General features: G+C 39.1%; 29 protein-coding genes and 1 pseudogene. 24 read left to right on the top strand and 6 right to left on the bottom strand.

Annotation, left to right across the window (positions count from 1 at the left end):
• Positions 1-177 precede the first annotated feature (177 nt).
• The 6 genes and pseudogenes from liaF to ltrA all read left to right on the top strand — a co-directional run bounded on the left by liaF (position 178) and on the right by ltrA (position 6,402).
• Positions 178-873: a cell wall-active antibiotics response protein LiaF gene (liaF, locus tag K6V43_RS06255; protein ID WP_024403902.1), complete on the top strand. Its 696-nt coding sequence runs from the start codon at positions 178-180 to the stop codon at positions 871-873.
• Entirely contained in the window at positions 873-1,889 is a 1,017-nt protein-coding gene (locus tag K6V43_RS06250) for an envelope stress sensor histidine kinase LiaS (protein ID WP_024391836.1), read from the top strand. Before liaF ends, K6V43_RS06250 begins: the two co-directional genes overlap by 1 nt.
• Complete coding sequence (locus K6V43_RS06245) at positions 1,861-2,502, top strand: response regulator transcription factor (protein ID WP_222382278.1); 642 nt, start codon at positions 1,861-1,863, stop codon at positions 2,500-2,502. Before K6V43_RS06250 ends, K6V43_RS06245 begins: the two co-directional genes overlap by 29 nt.
• A 51-nt stretch (positions 2,503-2,553) precedes the next feature.
• Entirely contained in the window at positions 2,554-3,954 is a 1,401-nt protein-coding gene (locus K6V43_RS11645) for a Cof-type HAD-IIB family hydrolase (protein WP_222382277.1), read from the top strand.
• Position 3,955: 1 nt separating this feature from the next.
• A complete protein-coding gene (locus K6V43_RS06235; protein ID WP_024403898.1) occupies positions 3,956-4,321 on the top strand; it encodes a S1 RNA-binding domain-containing protein in 366 nt (121 codons plus the stop codon).
• 824 nt (positions 4,322-5,145) lie between these two features.
• Positions 5,146-6,402, top strand: a pseudogene (gene ltrA, locus K6V43_RS06230) (group II intron reverse transcriptase/maturase).
• 227 nt (positions 6,403-6,629) lie between these two features.
• Here the strand turns inward: ltrA and cysK are convergent.
• The 4 genes from cysK to K6V43_RS06210 form a co-directional block, all read right to left on the bottom strand.
• Positions 6,630-7,556: a cysteine synthase A gene (cysK, locus tag K6V43_RS06225; protein ID WP_222382276.1), complete on the bottom strand. Its 927-nt coding sequence runs from the start codon at positions 7,554-7,556 to the stop codon at positions 6,630-6,632.
• A 229-nt stretch (positions 7,557-7,785) separates the two neighbouring features.
• A complete protein-coding gene (locus K6V43_RS06220; RefSeq protein ID WP_222382275.1) occupies positions 7,786-8,943 on the bottom strand; it encodes a site-specific integrase in 1,158 nt (385 codons plus the stop codon).
• 173 nt (positions 8,944-9,116) lie between these two features.
• Positions 9,117-9,314 carry a hypothetical protein gene (locus K6V43_RS06215; RefSeq protein WP_044672905.1) on the bottom strand — a complete coding sequence of 66 codons (198 nt, stop codon included), beginning with the start codon at positions 9,312-9,314 and terminating at the stop codon, positions 9,117-9,119.
• 107 nt (positions 9,315-9,421) lie between these two features.
• Positions 9,422-10,225 (bottom strand): XRE family transcriptional regulator, encoded by an 804-nt coding sequence (locus tag K6V43_RS06210; RefSeq protein WP_222382274.1) that lies wholly within the window; start codon positions 10,223-10,225, stop codon positions 9,422-9,424.
• Between the two features lie 178 nt (positions 10,226-10,403).
• Between K6V43_RS06210 and K6V43_RS11525 the strand changes: the two genes are divergently transcribed.
• Positions 10,404-10,538 carry a hypothetical protein gene (locus tag K6V43_RS11525; RefSeq protein WP_261311793.1) on the top strand — a complete coding sequence of 45 codons (135 nt, stop codon included), beginning with the start codon at positions 10,404-10,406 and terminating at the stop codon, positions 10,536-10,538.
• 135 nt (positions 10,539-10,673) lie between these two features.
• Entirely contained in the window at positions 10,674-10,826 is a 153-nt protein-coding gene (locus K6V43_RS06205; RefSeq protein WP_222382273.1) for a hypothetical protein, read from the top strand.
• Here the strand turns inward: K6V43_RS06205 and K6V43_RS06200 are convergent.
• Positions 10,807-11,118, bottom strand: a complete 312-nt coding sequence (locus tag K6V43_RS06200) for a peptidoglycan DD-metalloendopeptidase family protein (RefSeq protein ID WP_222382272.1) — start codon at positions 11,116-11,118, stop codon at positions 10,807-10,809. The genes K6V43_RS06205 and K6V43_RS06200 overlap by 20 nt on opposite strands.
• Before the next feature lie 144 nt (positions 11,119-11,262).
• Between K6V43_RS06200 and K6V43_RS06195 the strand changes: the two genes are divergently transcribed.
• Both K6V43_RS06195 and K6V43_RS06190 read left to right on the top strand, forming a co-directional pair.
• Positions 11,263-11,454, top strand: a complete 192-nt coding sequence (locus tag K6V43_RS06195) for a helix-turn-helix domain-containing protein (protein ID WP_222382271.1) — start codon at positions 11,263-11,265, stop codon at positions 11,452-11,454.
• 6 nt (positions 11,455-11,460) lie between these two features.
• Positions 11,461-11,694 (top strand): helix-turn-helix domain-containing protein, encoded by a 234-nt coding sequence (locus K6V43_RS06190; RefSeq protein ID WP_222350691.1) that lies wholly within the window; start codon positions 11,461-11,463, stop codon positions 11,692-11,694.
• Positions 11,695-11,787: 93 nt separating this feature from the next.
• Here K6V43_RS06190 and K6V43_RS06185 read toward each other — a convergent pair whose 3' ends face one another.
• The gene (locus K6V43_RS06185) at positions 11,788-11,997 is read right to left on the bottom strand and encodes a hypothetical protein (protein ID WP_099806568.1); all 210 of its coding nucleotides are present in this window, start codon (positions 11,995-11,997) and stop codon (positions 11,788-11,790) included.
• Between the two features lie 73 nt (positions 11,998-12,070).
• Between K6V43_RS06185 and K6V43_RS06180 the strand changes: the two genes are divergently transcribed.
• The 14 genes from K6V43_RS06180 to K6V43_RS06120 all read left to right on the top strand — a co-directional run bounded on the left by K6V43_RS06180 (position 12,071) and on the right by K6V43_RS06120 (position 18,270).
• Positions 12,071-12,319, top strand: a complete 249-nt coding sequence (locus K6V43_RS06180; protein WP_222382270.1) for a hypothetical protein — start codon at positions 12,071-12,073, stop codon at positions 12,317-12,319.
• A 13-nt stretch (positions 12,320-12,332) separates the two neighbouring features.
• Positions 12,333-12,659: a hypothetical protein gene (locus tag K6V43_RS06175; protein ID WP_222382269.1), complete on the top strand. Its 327-nt coding sequence runs from the start codon at positions 12,333-12,335 to the stop codon at positions 12,657-12,659.
• A gap of 74 nt (positions 12,660-12,733) precedes the next feature.
• Positions 12,734-13,000 (top strand): hypothetical protein, encoded by a 267-nt coding sequence (locus K6V43_RS06170; protein ID WP_222382267.1) that lies wholly within the window; start codon positions 12,734-12,736, stop codon positions 12,998-13,000.
• Between the two features lie 40 nt (positions 13,001-13,040).
• On the top strand, positions 13,041-13,298 hold the full coding sequence (locus tag K6V43_RS06165) for a hypothetical protein (RefSeq protein WP_222382265.1): 258 nt from the start codon (positions 13,041-13,043) through the stop codon (positions 13,296-13,298).
• Positions 13,279-13,479 carry a hypothetical protein gene (locus K6V43_RS06160; protein WP_222382263.1) on the top strand — a complete coding sequence of 67 codons (201 nt, stop codon included), beginning with the start codon at positions 13,279-13,281 and terminating at the stop codon, positions 13,477-13,479. The genes K6V43_RS06165 and K6V43_RS06160 overlap by 20 nt, the downstream gene beginning before the upstream one ends.
• Positions 13,480-13,649: 170 nt before the next feature.
• Positions 13,650-14,015 carry a helix-turn-helix domain-containing protein gene (locus K6V43_RS06155; protein WP_172136553.1) on the top strand — a complete coding sequence of 122 codons (366 nt, stop codon included), beginning with the start codon at positions 13,650-13,652 and terminating at the stop codon, positions 14,013-14,015.
• A gap of 261 nt (positions 14,016-14,276) precedes the next feature.
• The gene (locus K6V43_RS06150) at positions 14,277-14,420 is read left to right on the top strand and encodes a hypothetical protein (RefSeq protein ID WP_222382261.1); all 144 of its coding nucleotides are present in this window, start codon (positions 14,277-14,279) and stop codon (positions 14,418-14,420) included.
• A gap of 42 nt (positions 14,421-14,462) precedes the next feature.
• Entirely contained in the window at positions 14,463-14,912 is a 450-nt protein-coding gene (locus K6V43_RS06145) for a hypothetical protein (protein ID WP_222382259.1), read from the top strand.
• A gap of 1 nt (position 14,913) precedes the next feature.
• Positions 14,914-15,036, top strand: a complete 123-nt coding sequence (locus K6V43_RS11520; RefSeq protein WP_261311792.1) for a hypothetical protein — start codon at positions 14,914-14,916, stop codon at positions 15,034-15,036.
• A gap of 179 nt (positions 15,037-15,215) precedes the next feature.
• Entirely contained in the window at positions 15,216-15,983 is a 768-nt protein-coding gene (gene bet / locus K6V43_RS06140) for a phage recombination protein Bet (protein WP_222382257.1), read from the top strand.
• A gap of 9 nt (positions 15,984-15,992) precedes the next feature.
• Positions 15,993-17,021, top strand: a complete 1,029-nt coding sequence (locus tag K6V43_RS06135) for a DUF1351 domain-containing protein (RefSeq protein ID WP_222382255.1) — start codon at positions 15,993-15,995, stop codon at positions 17,019-17,021.
• 2 nt (positions 17,022-17,023) lie between these two features.
• On the top strand, positions 17,024-17,173 hold the full coding sequence (locus K6V43_RS11510) for a hypothetical protein (protein ID WP_261311791.1): 150 nt from the start codon (positions 17,024-17,026) through the stop codon (positions 17,171-17,173).
• A gap of 129 nt (positions 17,174-17,302) precedes the next feature.
• A complete protein-coding gene (locus K6V43_RS06125; protein ID WP_222382254.1) occupies positions 17,303-17,626 on the top strand; it encodes a hypothetical protein in 324 nt (107 codons plus the stop codon).
• Complete coding sequence (locus tag K6V43_RS06120; protein WP_222382252.1) at positions 17,623-18,270, top strand: Gabija anti-defense Gad2 family protein; 648 nt, start codon at positions 17,623-17,625, stop codon at positions 18,268-18,270. The genes K6V43_RS06125 and K6V43_RS06120 overlap by 4 nt, the downstream gene beginning before the upstream one ends.
• Positions 18,271-18,289 lie beyond the last annotated feature (19 nt).

Raw genomic sequence — 18,289 nt, 5'->3', positions numbered from 1 at the left:
GTCAATGGGACAATGGGTTGTGACATAAAAAAATCCTCCAGTTTTTTTATTACAGTATACTGGAGGAGTGAATGATTGGATAGGTACCTTGTTATGGGGCGCTTACCGAAATTCCATCCACAGATGGAGTTCTTTTTCTAAAATTTTGATAAAATAATATTGAAAGGAAGTTTGAATATGTGGAAAATTCGAATGTTTCTATTGCTAGAGAGTATTCTGTTTACCTTGGCCTTATTTGATGTGGTTGCCAATGAAGCAAGTCGAACCTTGTTATTGCTTGCGGTATTACTTTTAGTAATTTGGAATTTTGTGGGTAGAGAGCTAAATAGTGTTTTACTAATTAGTGCGATATCCTTGGCGTTTTTAGTATTTGTATTAAATCCGTTCTTTATCATTGGCATAATGATGCTCGTGGTGTATATGTTGGTGAACTTCTTTTCACGATATGAAAAACGAAATCAGTATACTCATATTATTTTTGATGATCATGCATTGGTTGCCCAAAAAGAAAAAAATAGGTGGTTTGGTGGTCAAAACCATTCGCAGGATCGGTATGGATTTGAAGATATTAATATTGTCCGTCTCTTTGGTAACGATGTAGTTGACTTAGACCAAACAGTACTTGTTGGTCGCGATAATATTGTTGTTATACGCAAAACATTTGGAAAAACAAAAATTATTTTGCCTATCGATGTTGAAATTTCTGTATCTGCTTCAAGCATATATGGTCGTGTTCAATTTTTAGATCTCTCATTTTGGGATTTGCGAAATGAAAGTATTTCTATAGCTAGCCCTGGTTATCGTGATTCGCATAAACGGGTAAAAGTAGTAGTCAATAGTTTATTTGGTGATGTGGAGGTAATCCGCGTATGATCAAAAGAAGAACCTATTTTCTGCTTGTTTGGCTATCAGCACTGATTGTATTAGTAGTCATTGCATCCGTATTACCATTGTTGAATTATTCGTTATTGAATCCGTCTCTCTGGGTTTCTACGAATCAATTTATAATGACAATCGTTCTATTGATTATTGTACTGAGCCTCTTTTTAGGAATTTTGGTCCAAACAGTATCCCTCGTATCCACGCAAGTAATGCGCTTAAAATTGCAGGCAATTTTGAAAAACAAGTCGATTAAGGACAACCATGAAGAAGATCCTCTTTTATTACAATTATCTGATAAAGTTAAAACGTTAACTAGACAGGTTCAATTGTTAGATAATCAAGACTTGGTAAATCGTGAAGAGATTGTCGAGGGGGAAAGAAAAAGGATTGCAAGGGATTTGCATGATACGGTTAGTCAAGAATTGTTTGCGACGAGTATGATTTTGTCTGGTCTTTCGTCTAATATTGCCTCGCTTCCACAAGAAACCGTTCAGGAACAGTTGGTTTTAGTAAAGGATATGATTGAGTCTGCTCAAAGAGATTTAAGAATATTATTGCTTCATCTACGTCCAAGTGAACTTGAAAGCAAGACCTTAGTAGAAGGATTTGAACTTATATTACGTGAAGTGAGCGATAAAAGTAGTATTGTTGTCCATTTTCAACATGAAGTAAGTGAATTACCAAAGTTAATAGAAGAACACCTTTTCCGTATTGCACAGGAGATCATTAGCAATACGTTGCGGCATGCCAAAGCCAAACATTTGGATGTGTACTTATTGCAAAAAGAGACAGAGTTACAGTTGAAAATGACTGATGATGGTATTGGTTTTCAACAGGGTGCTGATGATGAATTGAGTTACGGATTACAAAATATACGTGAGCGGGTTGAGGATATGGCTGGGACGATTAAAATTCGAACGGCTCCCAATAAGGGAGTTGCCATTGATATTCGAATTCCGCTATTGAAAGGAAAAGAAGATGAATACGATTCGAGTGATGTTGATTGATGACCATGAAATGGTCCGTTTAGGATTAAAAAGTTACTTAAACTTACAGCCAGATGTTGAAGTAGTAGCGGAAGCTGGAGACGGTGAAGAAGGTTTAACAAAGGCACTTGATGTCAAACCAGATGTCGTTGTGATGGACTTAGTTATGCCTAAAATGACTGGCGTCGAAGCTACTTTAGCATTGTTGAAGGAATGGCCTCAAGCACAAATTTTGATACTAACATCCTATTTAGATAATGAAAAGATTTACCCAGTGTTAGAAGCAGGTGCACGAGGCTATATGTTAAAAACATCGAGTGCAGATGAAATTTTGTCCGCAATTCGTAAAGTTGCCCGTGGAGAATATGCAATCGAAACTGAGGTTGAGAAAAAAGTGGAGCATCACAAGCGTTACCCAGATTTACATGAGGACTTGACGGCTCGCGAGCGTGAAATATTAACCCTTTTAGCAAAGGGGTATGATAATCAACGAATTGCTGATGAATCCTTTATTTCTTTGAAGACGGTCAAAACTCACGTATCTAGTATTTTATCTAAGCTAGCGGTCAGTGATCGGACACAAGCAGTTGTTTATGCGTTTCAGCATGGTCTTGTAGCACAAGATGAAGAATAGTGATATAATAAAAAGATAGTTAGTTAGCTTCCGGAAAGGATATCGAATATAGTGGATGCAAAATTAAAATATAGAGCCAAAAAAATCAAGATAGTCTTTTTTGATATTGATGATACACTTCGGGTTAAAACCACTGGATATATGCCAGAATCTATTCATCAGGTTTTTAAATCCTTGAAAGAAAAGGGTATTCTAACAGGAATTGCTTCTGGTCGTACACCATATGGAATAGTTCCAGAAATTAAGGCACTGCAACCAGATTATTTTGCCATGATTAATGGCTCATATGTCGAAAATGCCAAAGGCCAAGTAGTCTACCATCAACCAATGTCATCTGAGTTGGTGAAGTCTGTAATAGACTGGACGAAGGAAGTTGGAATTGAATATGGATTGCTAGGTAGTAAAAAAGGAACTCTATCAGCTCGGACCGATCGGATTAGTCAAGTGATTGATTTGATTTATGATGGCCTGGAAACCGACCCTGAATTTTACAAGGGGAATGATATTTATCAAATGTTGACCTTTGAAAATGATGGACAAAAAGTCGTGTTGCCAGCTCAATTGCAGGAAGATTTGCGAACGGTTCGTTGGGATGCTATTTCGTCAGATATTGTATTAAAAGATTCCTCTAAGGCAGCTGGTGTGGCTAAAATAGTTGAAAAACTTGGTTTAAAACCAGAGAATGTCCTTGTTTTTGGGGATGAGCTCAATGACATTGAATTATTTGAGTATGCAGGGATTGCAATTGCAATGGGGCATTCACATCCAGAATTGCAAAAACGTGCTGATTATATTACAAAAAAAGTAGAAGAAGATGGCATTTTTGATGCCTTGGAGAAATTAGGTATGGTCGAGAAAGAAAAAACCTATCCACAATTAGACGTGGTTAAGGCTGAAGGTCCAGTTGCGCATATTAAGACGAATCATGGAGTTTTAAATGTAAAACTTTTCCCTGAGATTGCTCCAAAAACAGTAGCAAACTTTGTAGCTCTTTCTAAGGATGGCTATTATGATGGTATTATTTTCCATCGGATTATCAAAGATTTCATGATTCAAGGTGGAGATCCAACTGGAACTGGTATGGGTGGTGAATCAATCTATGGTGGTTCATTCGAAGATGAGTTTTCTATGGAAGCCTTTAACCTTCGTGGTGCCCTCTCAATGGCGAATGCCGGTCCAAATACCAATGGCAGTCAATTCTTTATTGTCCAAAATCAACATTTTCCTTATAATGCAAAAGAGTTAGAACGTGGTGGTTGGCCAAAACAAATTGCTGAAGCATATGTTGACAATGGTGGAACACCGCATTTAGATCAACGGCATACAGTATTTGGACATTTAATGGATACAGCATCATTTGATGTATTAGATACCATTGCAGCGGTGGCGACGGATTCAGCAGATCGACCGCATGAAGATGTTGTGATTGAGACAATCGAGATTGAGGATTAAAATGAAAATCGGTGATAAGGTTAAAGGGACAGTTACGGGTATTCAACCATACGGGGCCTTTGTAGATTTGGACAATGGTCAAACTGGGCTCATTCATATTTCTGAAATTAAGACTGGATTTGTTGATAATATATTTGATTATCTTAAACTAGGTCAGGAAGTGTTTGTACAGGTTGTTGATTATGATGAATATTCAGGAAAAGCGAGTTTATCTACTCGCACACTTGAAGAAGAACAACAAAAAATTCCTCGTCATCACCGTTTTACGAATGAACGTCATAAAATAGGGTTTGCTCCGTTAGCCAAACAGTTGCCAACATGGATTAAGGAAACAAAAGAATTTTTAGATAAAACGAAAAAGGCTTAGGTATTTCCCTTAGCCTTTTTGAAAGTACGACGGGCATGTCGTACATCTGAGGTGAAAGTCCTCCGTGGGCACCCGCTACCGGTGAACCCAATAGCGACTCCCAAGCCTGACTATCGTGAGGTAGCGGATTAAAACGGTCTGGGGAGAGACCGTTTTAAGTCTGACGCTAGAAACCAAGATCGTCAGAGGAAGGGATAGCGAAATCGTGGCACTACGAACAGAAACGTGATACAAAGGCGTATTTAGCGGATAAGGTGGCTTTCAACACTAAAGTCCAAAAAGGTAGTCGTAACCTATTTGCGTAAATCACGAGTGTAATTGAATTCGGACTAAGGTCAGTGTGAAAAAGATAATTCCTCCTAGAGTCACTGGACTCTTCGTCAGAATTCCTATTTTCACTTAGACCTTTTACGTCCTCATATCTTGTCTAAACGAGGAAAGATGTACGACTTATCCCGTGAGGTCTCATGGGCGTCGATAAGACGTAGTAACAACGAACCATGAGAAGTACCCTCGCCTATTGTTGTCATCAACTCATTCTTCGTTGGACAACAATGGCTGGGGCAGACTCTCAGCCGAGGTCATAGTAGCGACGAAGTTTCTGTAATGGAAACGGAGCGAAGGGCTGAATATTTCAACAGTCAGGGGAGTGACTGTTGAAAGTTTGACATTGAAAATAAAGGCTGTCAAACCGAAGTATACCTACTTCGATTGTGTCTGTAAAGAATGGTCTGATAGAACTGGAGGCAGTCACGTAATGACTAGAAGAAAGTTCGCCAATATAAGATATCCTACAGACACCGAAACAAGAAAGGAATACACACATGTCACAGTTACTAGATAATATCCTATCACGTTCAAATATGTTGGATGCTTACAATCAAGTTAGAGCCAATAAAGGTTCAGCAGGAATTGACGGCGTAACTATTGACGAAATAGATGACTATCTCCGCAAACACTAGCGTTCAACTAAAGAACTCATAAAGCAGAGAAAGTACAAGCCTCAGCCAGTTTTACGAGTTGAAATTCCCAAGCCTAATGGCGGAGTTCGCCAACTAGGCATCCCAACGGTCATGGATAGAATGATACAACAAGCCATTGTCCAAGTCATTAGTCCTATCTGTGAACCCTATTTCTCTGATAAGAGCTACGGATTCAGACCCAATCGTTCCTGCGAACATGCCGTTGTCCAGTTATTAGAATACCTTAATGACGGTTATGAGTGGATAGTGGACATAGACCTCGAGAAGTTTTTCGATACCGTTCCTCAAGATAGACTGATGTCACTTGTTCATAACATTATCCAGGATGGGGATACAGAATCTCTGATTCGTAAGTACCTTCATTCAGGTGTAGTCATCAACGGACAACGGCATAAAACACTAGTTGGAACGCCACAGGGAGGAAACCTATCACCGCTCCTGTCCAATATCATGCTTAATGAGCTAGATAAAGAGTTGGAAAATCGCGGACTTCGCTTTGTTCGCTACGCAGATGACTGCGTCATCACAGTTGGTAGTGAGGCGGCGGCTAAACGTGTGATGCATTCAATTAGTCGTTATATTGAAAAACGATTAGGTTTGAAAGTCAACATGACCAAGACCAAGATTGTGAGACCGAGCAAATTGAAGTATCTAGGATTTGGGTTCTGGAAATCATCGGGGGGTTGGAAAAGTCGTCCGCATCAGGATAGCGTACAGAGTTTCAAGAGAAAACTCAAGAAACTAACGTCCCGTAAGTGGAGTATTGACTTAGACAGCCGAATTGAGCGACTAAACTGGGTCATCCGAGGTTGGATAAACTACTTTTCTATGACGAACATGAAATCAGCCATGGAAAGCATTGATGAACGACTAAGAACTCGAATAAGAGTTATTATCTGGAAACAATGGAAGAAGAAATCTAGGCGACTATGGGGACTTCTCAAACTAGGAGTACCGAAGTGGATAGCGGATAAAGTATCTGGCTGGGGAGACCATTATCAATTAGTGGCTCAGAGGTCTGTACTGAAACGTGCCATATCAAAACCAGTCCTCGCAAAACGTGGACTGGTTTCTTGCCTAGATTATTATCTAAAATGACATGCGTTAAAAGTTAGTTGAACCGCCGTGTGCCGAACGGCACGCACGGTGGTGTGAGAGGGACTAGAAATTAGTCCCTACTCGATTAGTATGTTTTTCGCGATCTACATTATCAGTTGTCAACAACCATAACAAGCAAAAAGCTCCAAGGGGAGCTTCCGATCTGTTCTCTAAAAATAAGAATATAGTAGAGTCCAATCATTGACTCTTTTAATTTTCATTGAAAATTAGTCATTAAATTCGTAAAGTGCAGTTGATAAATAGCGTTCGCCATTATCTGCCAAAATTGCTAAAACTTTTTTGCCTGCACCTAATTCCTTGGCAACTTCAATAGCTGCGTGTATCGCTGCACCAGATGAAATACCAGCAAGGAAACCTTCTTGTCCACCGATGGCACGTCCAGTAGCTAAAGCATCATCAGATTTTACTCGAATGATACCGTCGTATGAATCGGTATCCAAAGTATCTGGAATGAAACCAGCTGAAATTCCCTGAATCTTATGTGGGCCAGGTGCTTCGCCGGAAAGAACAGCGGACTCATCAGCTTCTACAGCATATACAGCAATGTTAGGATTGGCAGCTTTCAAAACATGAGAAACGCCACTTACTGTACCTCCGGTACCAACACCAGATATAAAAGCGTCTAACCCAGTTGGACCAAAATCTTCCAAAATTTCCTGTCCTGTTGTATATTCATGAATTTTTGGATTTGAAGGGTTGGCAAACTGGAATGGGACCCAACCATTTTTTTCTTTAGCAATTTCTTGTGCTTTAGCAATTGCACCTTTCATGCCTTCACTACCTGGAGTAAGTACTAAATCAGCCCCATAAGCTTGGATAATTTTGCGACGCTCAATACTCATTGTTTCAGGCATAACAATAATCACTTTATAACCTTTTGCCGCACCAACCCATGCAAGTCCGATTCCGGTATTACCACTTGTTGGCTCCACAATTGTATCACCTGGTTTGATAGTACCAGCTTTTTCTGCATCCTCAATCATTGCCAAAGCAATACGATCTTTAACAGAAGAACCAGGGTTAAAAGCTTCCAACTTAACATAGACTTCTGCCGCACCTTCAGGTACGATATTGTTGAGTTTAATAATTGGTGTGTTTCCTACTAATTGAGTAATATTTTGATAAATAGCCATAAGGCACCTCCATTTAAAGTTACTGATTATTATATAGTAGAAAATGAAAAAAGTATAATATAAAAAAACTATCTCAGTGTTAAGAAAAAGCTATACCAAACCAATCGTGGTATTTATGTAACAATTTGAAAATATTGATACTACTAGCTTTTTGAAAAAATGTTTATTGTCGATATTGTCATAACTCGGTGTGGTTGTCGGGGAATTGTCGGGAAGAAGTCGGGGAAAATTATAGAATTTTCTTGTCAAATAGATCGGTAACATTATGTGCTCGCTCTTCTTTGATGTGGGTGTATTGCTTGGTTGTTTGAAGGCTTGCGTGTCCCAGGAAGTGCATGACATCTTCTGGTCTAGCTCCAGCGATGAGCGATTGAGTGGTAAAGAAGTGACGCATAATGTGCGGAGTGATATAGATGCCACATTCCTCGCTTACTCGTTTAAAAATTTTGTTTAAAAAGGCAGGTCTTTCCAAATAGTATTTATTATTCTTTATTCGTATGCTCAGGTAATCCTTTTCCTGTTCAACAATGACGTCTGCTTTCTTTTTAACTTGTCTTGCTGTTTCCATGATTTGTAACAACAGCTCACTACCTCTTTCGTTTAAAACGATATAACGCACAGAACTTTCTGTTTTTGTTCTCCCAGCGCCATCTTTTGTCCTGTTTGAACGAGAGTCTCTTATGTTTAAGACTGCTCGATTATCCGAATTGAAAGTAACGTCCATGAACCTGATGCCACAGACTTCTCCACGTCTAAGTCCAAAAATAGTCAGGTAGACAAATGCAAAATGTGTGGTCGATAGCAATTCTTCTGCGGTTTTTATCCACGTTTTAAAATCATCGATTTTTAACTCTTTATTAAGAGGTTCTAACTCTGATTCCCCAAGATAAATACCAGACAATTTATTTTGTCTAAGATTTCCGTTTTTGACAGCATCGTTTAAAATGGAATTCAAAAGTCGATTACTGGTAAGCACACTATTTCTGCGGTACTGGCCAAGCATTTCTGCTAGATGTTCTTCATAATCGTTGCGATTTATTTTTTTAAGCGGTATGTTTCCCCACTTTTCCTTTATCATGGTACGATAAATGCCTGCGTTGGTGTAGATGGATGTATCATTCCATTGACCTGTTTTTTCTTTCTTTGCTGAGTAGATTTCCCAGTATTCATTTAAGGTCAGTTCTAGGTTAACATCCATCTCATCACGATAAATTCTTTCTTCAATATCCCTTAGAATTCTCTGGGCGTCCTTCAAACTGCGTAGTCCACTTTTGGTAAATTCTTTCTTGTCGCCATTAACAAAGTATCCTCTGCGGACATAATAGCGCAATCCTTTTTGGGTTTCGTACGTAAAAATATTTGGGTATTTTGTTTTTGTATATTTCATTCTCTTTTCCTTTCTGTAAGACCAATCTGGACAAGGTTTTTTGAAAGGATATTGGCATCACCTCCTTAAAGTGATATAATTAGAGTACGCAAAAGGTCCTGCTGAATAGCTGGTCTTTGCTTATTAGGTTGCCCTGCACTTCGGCTTTGGTCGGTTGGAAGTGTGGGGATTTTTTATTTCGTTTTAAAGGTATTTCCACATGACTGACAATGCCAATTATTTTTACCTTTCTTCCCAACTAACCCTAGTAACAGGAAAGGCCAAGCGATCAAGAAACCGATACAACCGACGCAACCATTAAATCCTTTTCGTTCCTGGTTCATAAACTGCACTTGACTGCTTCCACAACGTGGGCAACGTTTTACTGCCATAATAACAATCTTCCTACCCTGCTTTTATTCGTGATTCAGGGGAGCACGTATTTTTAATTAACTAAATTATTAAACTCCTCGATTGTAAAGACTCGACAATCGAGATATTACCCTTCCCTATACACATCCACGACTTCACCGATAGTCCTCATATTTTCTGTGATCTGGATGTTATCATAGTCTTTATTGAGCGATTCTAAGCAGTCACTTTTTAATTTCTTGACGTAGTTTTCGCCGTCGATTTGGAAGATGCCGATTTTGTTTAGGTCAACCTGGTCCTTGAGTTTGATAAAGAGGAAGTCACCATTTTTTATTTTGGGTTCCATGGAGTGTCCAACCACGACAGCAACTGTGTCATAGTCCTTTTCGTCTGGAATTTCGTCTGCGTAGAAGTCTACCATGGTGTCGTAGTCATCTTCTTGCCAGTAGCCTGTACCTGCGGATACCTTGCCTGGTACGGGTAGGCTGATACGCTTTCTAGCGTCGTATTCTGCCCGTTTTTCCGAGATGTCAATGATTTTCCCTTGCTCCTCGGCTAGGAGCGTCTCAGAGGTTGCTAGGAGCTTATTCTTGCGTGTTTCATTGAGCTTGTCGTAGTTGGATAGCAGAATGGTCTTGCGTGGGTCGAAATTTTGGAAGGGGATGGATACAGACGGTCGGGTAGATTTAAACCGTGGGTCGATATCCGATTTCTTCAATCCGAAATAATCTGCGATTTTTTGGACATTACCAGGAATCGGAAGTGATGTTCCTTTCACGTATCCAGTTAGTGTGCTAGGCGGGATACCTGTACCTCTTGATAAGTCTATTTGTTTCTTATTCTGTTCCGTTAGATATCTATTGATGTTTGCAGAAATCACGCTCATCAATTCGATTTCTTGCGGTGTTAATTTTCCTCTACCGCGAACCATAATCATTATCTCCTTTTTTCATCTTTACTATATAATATCGAATTATTTCGTAATTGTAAAATAAAAATACAAAATTTTTTCGACTTTTTTCGTAAAAATAGTTGACATACGATTTAATTCGTAGTAAAATATAGTCAAGGTTAAGGAATTGACCGAATCAAAACAGGAGGAACAGCAAATGGTGGACATACTAAAAAGCCTAAAACCAGAAGAACTCGGCACAGTTCTAATCGTCTTAGGCTTAGTAAGAGAAGCTCGCTTATGGCACAAACAAGTGCTTGAGCACAAGCAGAACTTACAAAACAAAGATTAAGAGCTAGGGGCGAAAGCCCCAACCTCTTATTTGAGTATACCACCATTTGCCAAAGAAAGCAATGATCTATTGGTTAGCTGGTTTGTTGGTTTTGTCGTTTGTCATACGGCAGATTGTGAAGTGGAGGAAGGAGAAATGACGCCGGAAGAAAAGTTTTTACAGTTTGCGTCCGAGCATTCAGTGGATTACATCCAAGGATGGTTGGATGGCTTAAGCGGAGCAATAGAAGTATTGCGTTCTTTGCCAAAAAAAGCAGAGTCAAGCGACTCTACTTCTGAAATTGATTGATTACATTTTGCAATTGAGCGAGCTGTCCGAATGTTTGGGTCAGTTTCTCAATATCTAGCTCGCCAGAAATGACTTTGTTTGTCCATTCCATTTGTTGGTTCTGCTGTGACTCTTTAATACGCAATTCGGTTTCTTTTTCAAGGCGTTTGATTTCGCTCGCAGACCGTATTTCAACTTCCTTGATTTTTGAATCCATTCGCTTTTTAGTCACAAAGTATGTAACAATGGATGGCACACAAGCTGTCAAGAATGTAACTAGAATTTGAGTCAAATTAATCTGTGTTATATCCATATTAATCTCCTTTCTATCAAATTTTATGAATAAAGAGTGTAAAGGTTTTATTCATGAGAATATTATAGCAAATAGTTATTGAAAAATCAACATGTAGTTGTGGATAACTTTTTGAATACTATATATAGTAACTGGAGGATAAATATGTGGGAAACGATTGAAAGATTACTCAAAGAAAGAGGGCTGACTAAAAATAAGCTTGCTACGCTTGCAGGTATCAATAAAAATAGCTTGATTGATTTAAAAATGGGGAGAAAGAAGTCCCTGAAGTTTGAGGATGTTGTTAAAATCGCTGACGCTTTGGATGTCAGCCTGGATGAATTTAGAAAGGGGTGAGGGGTATTGAAATGGTCCTTAAAAGCATTGCGTGTTAATGCAGGTCTTACTGCGAAAGAGGTAGCAGATATGATTGGCATTCATCATCAAACGCTTTTGAAATATGAAAATGATAGCAGTCGAATTCGGGCAGATTTACTTGCTCAATTGGCTGATTTTTACAAAGTAGCACAAGATGATATTTTTTTAGGAACAAATTACGAATTAAAACGTATATTTGAACAAAACCAACCGAACTAGGAAGGAAACAGTATGCAACAGAATCGAATTTTTCATGGAAATGAAAAACCAACAAACGCAGTAGAGGGCGATTGTTGGTATAGAAATGGAGAATTATTGGTGTTTAAGAACGATTGGGAACGTTGCGTAGACATCGACGAAGCCATCGTGAATAACATTCAATAATTCATTGCCGTCAGCAAAGAGCATTTTTGTCACTTCAGCACCTTTGATAGAGATGATTTCTCTACCTTCAGCAGATGGTGTTGAGTAGGACACATTGTCACTTTGCTTGAATCGAACATGGAAGTAGTTAGGCTCCATGTGATTCACCTCCTTTCCGTGTTTATTATATCACAGTGAGGAGAGCCAACCAAACTAGAAAGGAGATTACAAAATGTATGTCGTATCAATTCACGTTACCAATGCCGATACTCAGAGCGAGAGTTTTGGGATGATTGGTACCGATTTTTGTCCGGTAGGAGAAACAGACCTCAAGGCAAAATCGTTTGCAACCAAAGATGAAGCTATTGAGTATCTGAAATCTTGTGGTTATGAGGCAGATGGTGTTTATGGCAATAGTTGGAGAATTAAAGTTCCAGAAAGCGAACTCATCTCATTTTGTCAAATTTGGAAAGTAGCTTAGAAAAGAGAAGGGGATGGAAGAAAACTTGCGAGGGATTCCATGCGGATACAATCCAGTTGTTTTAGGTAATGTGGTCGACGGGAATACCAAAATTTTCGGAGAAATCGTGACTGTGTTTAGTGGCGATATTATCTTTGGAAATCTGACAAAACTAGATGTGCAGACGGAATGCGATAATGTCAGATTATCAGATTTGTACGATAAGTATAAAGACGATATCCCACCAAACAATTGCTTATATGTCGTTGTCACTAATGGTTTGTCTGGTACTATTTACGATTGTGGACATACCAAGCGTGGGATATGGCATATATTTACAAAAACCGCAGGTTATGCCTGATACGCAAAAAAACCACTGCGGGGAACAGTGGCTTACTAAAAATTACACTTAAATTATAACACAGGAGGCCTATTATGGACAAGTTTGTTGTTGATTTGTCCGACTGGATAAAATCGATAATAAAAAGTGCAGTAAGAGAAGTAGTTAACGAGATTTTACTAGAGCACGACAATGATGATGGTTTCTCAGAAATGATGAACCGAAAGGATTGCATCAGATTTCTAAAGGTAGACGGGACCGTCTTTGATAAATACAGAAAATTACCGAATTTCCCTAAAGAACAAGAGGGGACAAAATGGAAGAAAAGAGCCATTAAAATTTGGCTTAGCGAAAAAGACTAAAAGACCAATCTGGACAAGGTCTGAAGTGAGGAAATAATTTATGACAGAAGCATTGTTTACATTATCAATTTTCGCAGTGCCAGTTTTGGTTGGTGCGATTGTGGAACAGCGGAAAGCAGAGAAGGAGCGGAAGTGCAGGGAGTTTGAAGAAATTCGCCACAGAGACTACCTATACGGCTTTAAAGCAGGCATGGGGTATCAGAGTACTTGCAACACAGAAAGCATTCGCAACAGACTTAAAAGAGACGCTCAGCAAGTGGATAAGGAGTGGAAAAGATATGCAGAAATGGTTGGATAAATTTTTAAAACAAGAACCTGCCATCCCGCGTCCGCTCTATTCTCTGGAGCGAGAAAATGAGTTATTGCACGACATGGTACGTGAAATCGCTGAACAACGGAATGAATACCGTATCGAGAATCAGCGGTTGAGGGACGAAATTGCATGGTTGAAGCAGAAGCTGGAGAGTAGGCATGAATAATCTAGTCAGATTAGAACTTATAACCCAATCGTACGACCGATTTCTTCGGACAGGCGACGTTGAACATCTTGAGGATGTAGAAAGGATCTTGGAATATGACGAACATGACAGCGATTGATAATACGCATCGGCTTGCGATTGTTGGAGTTTAGGAGGAATGGTTATGGCTTATGCAACACCTTGTCAGGAATATCCATAAAAACTATACGCAGTTGAATAATCATTCTGCTCAAAACAGTGAACTTAGTTTACAAGCCAAAGGGTTATTATTTGTGCTGATGTCCAATAAAGACACCTGGAAGCCTTACATCGAAGAACTTTCCAAACGATCGAAAAATGGGCGTGATGCTCATAGGACAGCTTATGATGAATTAAAAGATGCAGGATATATCCGGATTTATCAGAAAAGTCTTGGTCGTAGAAAAGGTGTCCAGAATTTTCCTTTGGTATCGGATGTACCTATCACGGATAGCTATTGGGAGTATTGGAAAGAAAAGGTCGATAATGAGTTATCCACAGATGAATCGTCAGAGTGATTTTACAACTTACTGACTTTACGGAAGTTGAATAGTTCAAAAGTTGAACTTTACGGAAGTTGAATAGTTCAAAAGTTGAAAAACCCGACACTAATAATAACTAAATAACAATAAAGACTAACTTAATAATAATCTAGGGGCTATCGCCCACTAATGAACAATAAGAGGCTAAAGCCTCTGACTAACTTAAAAACAAACTAATCGTTATATATAAATAATATATATAGGGATTTACAGAAGTTATCCACAGGAGGGAAAATCATGAAAAGATTTGAACTACGTGAAAACCTTGTCTGGCAACGTGCCACGGCAGGAGAGAAGGAAAAGCTACTGGATACAGGTCTAGCTGATAAGGCAGGGTATATCCGCCTTGTTAGAGAGCTAGGCAGGAAGTATGCGGCTTGAAGGAGTTTTAGGTAAGAATTGAAACGCATGGAGGAAACAATTATGCCAAATTGGGCAGAAGGAACAATTAAATTAAGAGGTAGAGCAGAAAATATAGCATCAGCATTGAAATATATGTTTTGTGATAATGCTGTCACTGTAAAAGAAGAATGGGATGGAGAAAAATTAATATTTGAAACCACCGCTCCTTACTTTTACATAAATGGTACTAGGCGTGGTTTTATTGAAACTGATAGCTTAGAATTTTGGCTTGACCAAGACTTTTTGATTGTCGAGTTACAAAACTTCAAACAGGCGTGGGCAGCTATCGCAGAGAACTATCAAGAAATTTCTAGTAAGTTCGATGTTGATATTAAAATTTTCACTTTTGAAATGGGTATGCAATTTACACAGGAAATTGAAATTTCGAAAGGTAATATCATCAAAGATATTTGTAATGATAAGTTTTCAAATTATGAATGGGATGTGCCATTCAGTAATCTTGGAGGATGACATGGAAGGTACTTACCCATGGTTTGACTATGATACTTGGCTTAGCACGCCCCCTGAACCCTACTCAGAGCCTGAGGTTGATGAAGATGAGGCTTATGACAGGTGGAAAGATGAGCAGGTTTAGCCTATGGAAAGAGAACGCTATGAAGACAATGCTTACTGGCGGAAACGTTACCTAGAGCTTTGCTACGAGCTAGGAGAGATTATCAATGAGCAACATGACAAGATAATCTCAATTACCAACGAAAACAGACGCTTAAAGCGTGAAAATTTCAATTTAAGGAAGACCAAAAGGAGAAGAAAATGACTAACAATCAATTATCAACACAGACCAAACGTGATATTGCCATTGATACCAGTGTTTGGACTTTTCAGGATGTCAAACGCTATTTTGACCCTCAAAACTTGCTGACTGAAAAACAAGTAGGGCAGGCCTTATCTCTTATCAAGGGACGCAACTTGAACCCTTTGGCCAATGAAGTCTATATCGTTGCCTACAAGAAAAAAACTGGAGGTACAGAGTTTAGCTTGATTGTCTCAAAAGAGGCATTCCTCAAGCGTGCTGCCCAAAATCCAAACTATGAGGGATTTGAGGCAGGTGTTGTAACCGTGGATACTGATGGAGTTATGCACGAACGCAAAGGAGCTCTAATGTTGCCTGGTGATACCTTGGTAGGTGGTTGGGCTAGAGTCTATCGGAAAAATTTCAAAGTACCTGTAGAAATCTTTGTCAGTCGTGAAGAATATGACAAGAAACAGAGTACATGGAACGCTATGCCAGCAACAATGATCAGGAAGACAGCCTTAGTAAATGCTCTGCGTGAGGCATTCCCTGAGGATTTGGGAAATATGTACACGGAAGATGATGGCGGTGAAACTTTTGACCGTATCAAACAGGCGGAACCTGTTGAAAGCCGTGAGTATGTTATGGCACGCAAAATGGCTCAAATTGAGCAGATGAAACAGGAACAAGCTCAGAGACAGATTGACACAAGCTATCCAACTGATGATGTGATTGGTCCTGATGATGAACCGATACAAGGTGAGCTACTGGAAGATTTGGAATACTAGGAGGGCAACATGCAAGAATTACAAGCGAAAGTAACACAGGCACAGGTTGAAATCATTGACCGTGAAAGGTTTGAGCAGGGGATAGCTGATATTGTGGCCAAGTATGAAAATTACACGGTCACGGCTGCAACCATTAAGGACGACAAGCAAGTTTTAGCTGACCTACGCAAACTCAAAAAACAAATCTCTGATGAGCGTATCAAGATTAAGCGTGAGCTGTCACAGCCGATAGATGAAATTGATGGATACATCAAAAAAGCTGCCTCACCGATTGATAATGTAATTGAGAAAATTGCCGCTGATGTCAAAGAGTTTGAGGATAATCAAAAAGCTGTCCGCCTTGATACTGTCAAGAGTTACCTGGCTAACAAAGCGGCTGAATATATGCTAGACCCTAGACTCTTTGATGAAAAAGCCTTGGAATACATTAAGGCCTCAGACTTTATGGCTGATGGCGTGACCCTAAAAAAAGTCACAATGAAATCTCTTGAGGATATGGTCACCTTTGAATACCAAAAACAACAAGAGCACGAAAAAGAAAAAGCCACCATCTCTGGACAATGTGCTGAGTATGGCATGACTGATCAGCCGTATATCCGTATGTTGCAGTCAATGTCTTTGGCTGATGTAATGCAACAAATTATATCGGACTATCTCTTTGAGCAAGAAAAGCAAAAAATGCGACAAGCTGAGGCTGAAAGAGAACAACTTTTGGCAGAGCAGCGAGCGAAACAGCAGGCACAGGCTCAGAAATCAACAGAGACCCCAAAAGTTGACCCAGAAACAGGCGAGATTTTGGACGGTGGGCAATTATCCCAAAATGAGCCTGACACGCTCAGAGGGGCTGAAAATGAGCCGAAAAAGTACACTCAAAAAATGACCTTAGAAGTCTATTTTGCCAACACGGCAGAAAAGGACTTATTCAAGGCAGGACTGTCAGAGCTTGGTTTTGAACACAAGCAAAATTATCAGGTTAGTGGCTATCAACGGATTGAGCCAGTAACTCAAGAACAGCTCAATGAATTGTGTGGGTGGTAAGAATGGATAAGCAAGTAAAACAAGTAATTGATGAGCTTGAACCGTTTAATCACGGCATAACAATAGCAATCCACCAAAACAAAAATGAGTGCATAGCAACCTTTAAAATGCCTAGACAGTTTGACACCAAAAAAATAAAATTCACTGGATAGAATGAAGATGTTAGGAACAGAACTAGTTGCCACTCTGAAAATGACTTACTAGAGGCTTATGTTTACAAGGTTTGGAATGTCTCTAATGATTGGATTTGCATTGAGGTATTACCGTTTTAGGAGGGATCTATGGAAATCAGAACAGTATCAGATAGTGTAGCCATCTACTCAGACGGTAAGAGGCTACAAGTCATCCATGACTTAGGAGATGAGTTCGTCCTTGATCTTGGGTATCGAACTGAGAATGTAGTCAATATTGACGAACTTAGTCCAGGTATTATTGGTAGCATTGTGCCAGTTTTCAAAGTCAGCGGTTTTTGCTCTAGGGGTGGAGAGGGTATGCACAGTTTACGCTGGGCTATCCTCCAATTCCAAATATTTGAAAACTACATCAAGGACAATCAGGCTGACTTGCTTGATTGGTGGAAAGATCCAAAGGGAGAAGACAAATGACATTCAAAAAAAGTGATTTACTAAATTATAGGCAGCTTTGGTGGCTTGATAAATTTCTAGCTGGGCATAAAGGTTTTATTGCTGGTGGCTGTTTCAAAAACATTTTTAATAGCGAGCGTGTTAAAGACTTAGATATTTTCTTTGAAAGTGAAAAAGATTTTTTGGAGGCAAAAAGTTACTATAAGAAACAATTGAAAGAAAATCCTGCTGATTGGAGGTTTTCTTATGAGAATAAAAATTGTTGGTCAATCTATTCAGTCAAAGAAAAAGTTCGTCTTGAACTTATTAGAAATACATACGGAACACCTAAAAATGTTATTTCAAATTTTGATTTCACAATTACAAAATTTGCTTACTACAAAAACTATAAAAATGTAGATGAAGATGATTATATGGCTGTTTTTGAAGTATTATTTCATGAAGATTTTTTTGAGCATCTACACACAAAAAGATTAGTTGTAGATGATAGATTACCTTATCCGGTTAGCACTTTTAACAGACTAATGAGATATGCAAAGTATGGTTATCAGCCGTGCAGAGAAACAAAAATAAAAATTGTGACATCCTTAGCAATGCTAGACCCAAAAAATCAAGCGGATTTTGAGGAACAGTTAGGGAAAAGTCTATATGAGGGAATGGATTAAAAATGATTGAATTTACAAA

This window comes from Streptococcus suis (genome assembly GCF_019794615.1).
Lineage (GTDB): Bacteria > Bacillota > Bacilli > Lactobacillales > Streptococcaceae > Streptococcus > Streptococcus suis_AI.
Note: the sequence above shows the minus strand (reverse complement) of the source record. Positions and strands in the feature narration are given on the sequence as shown.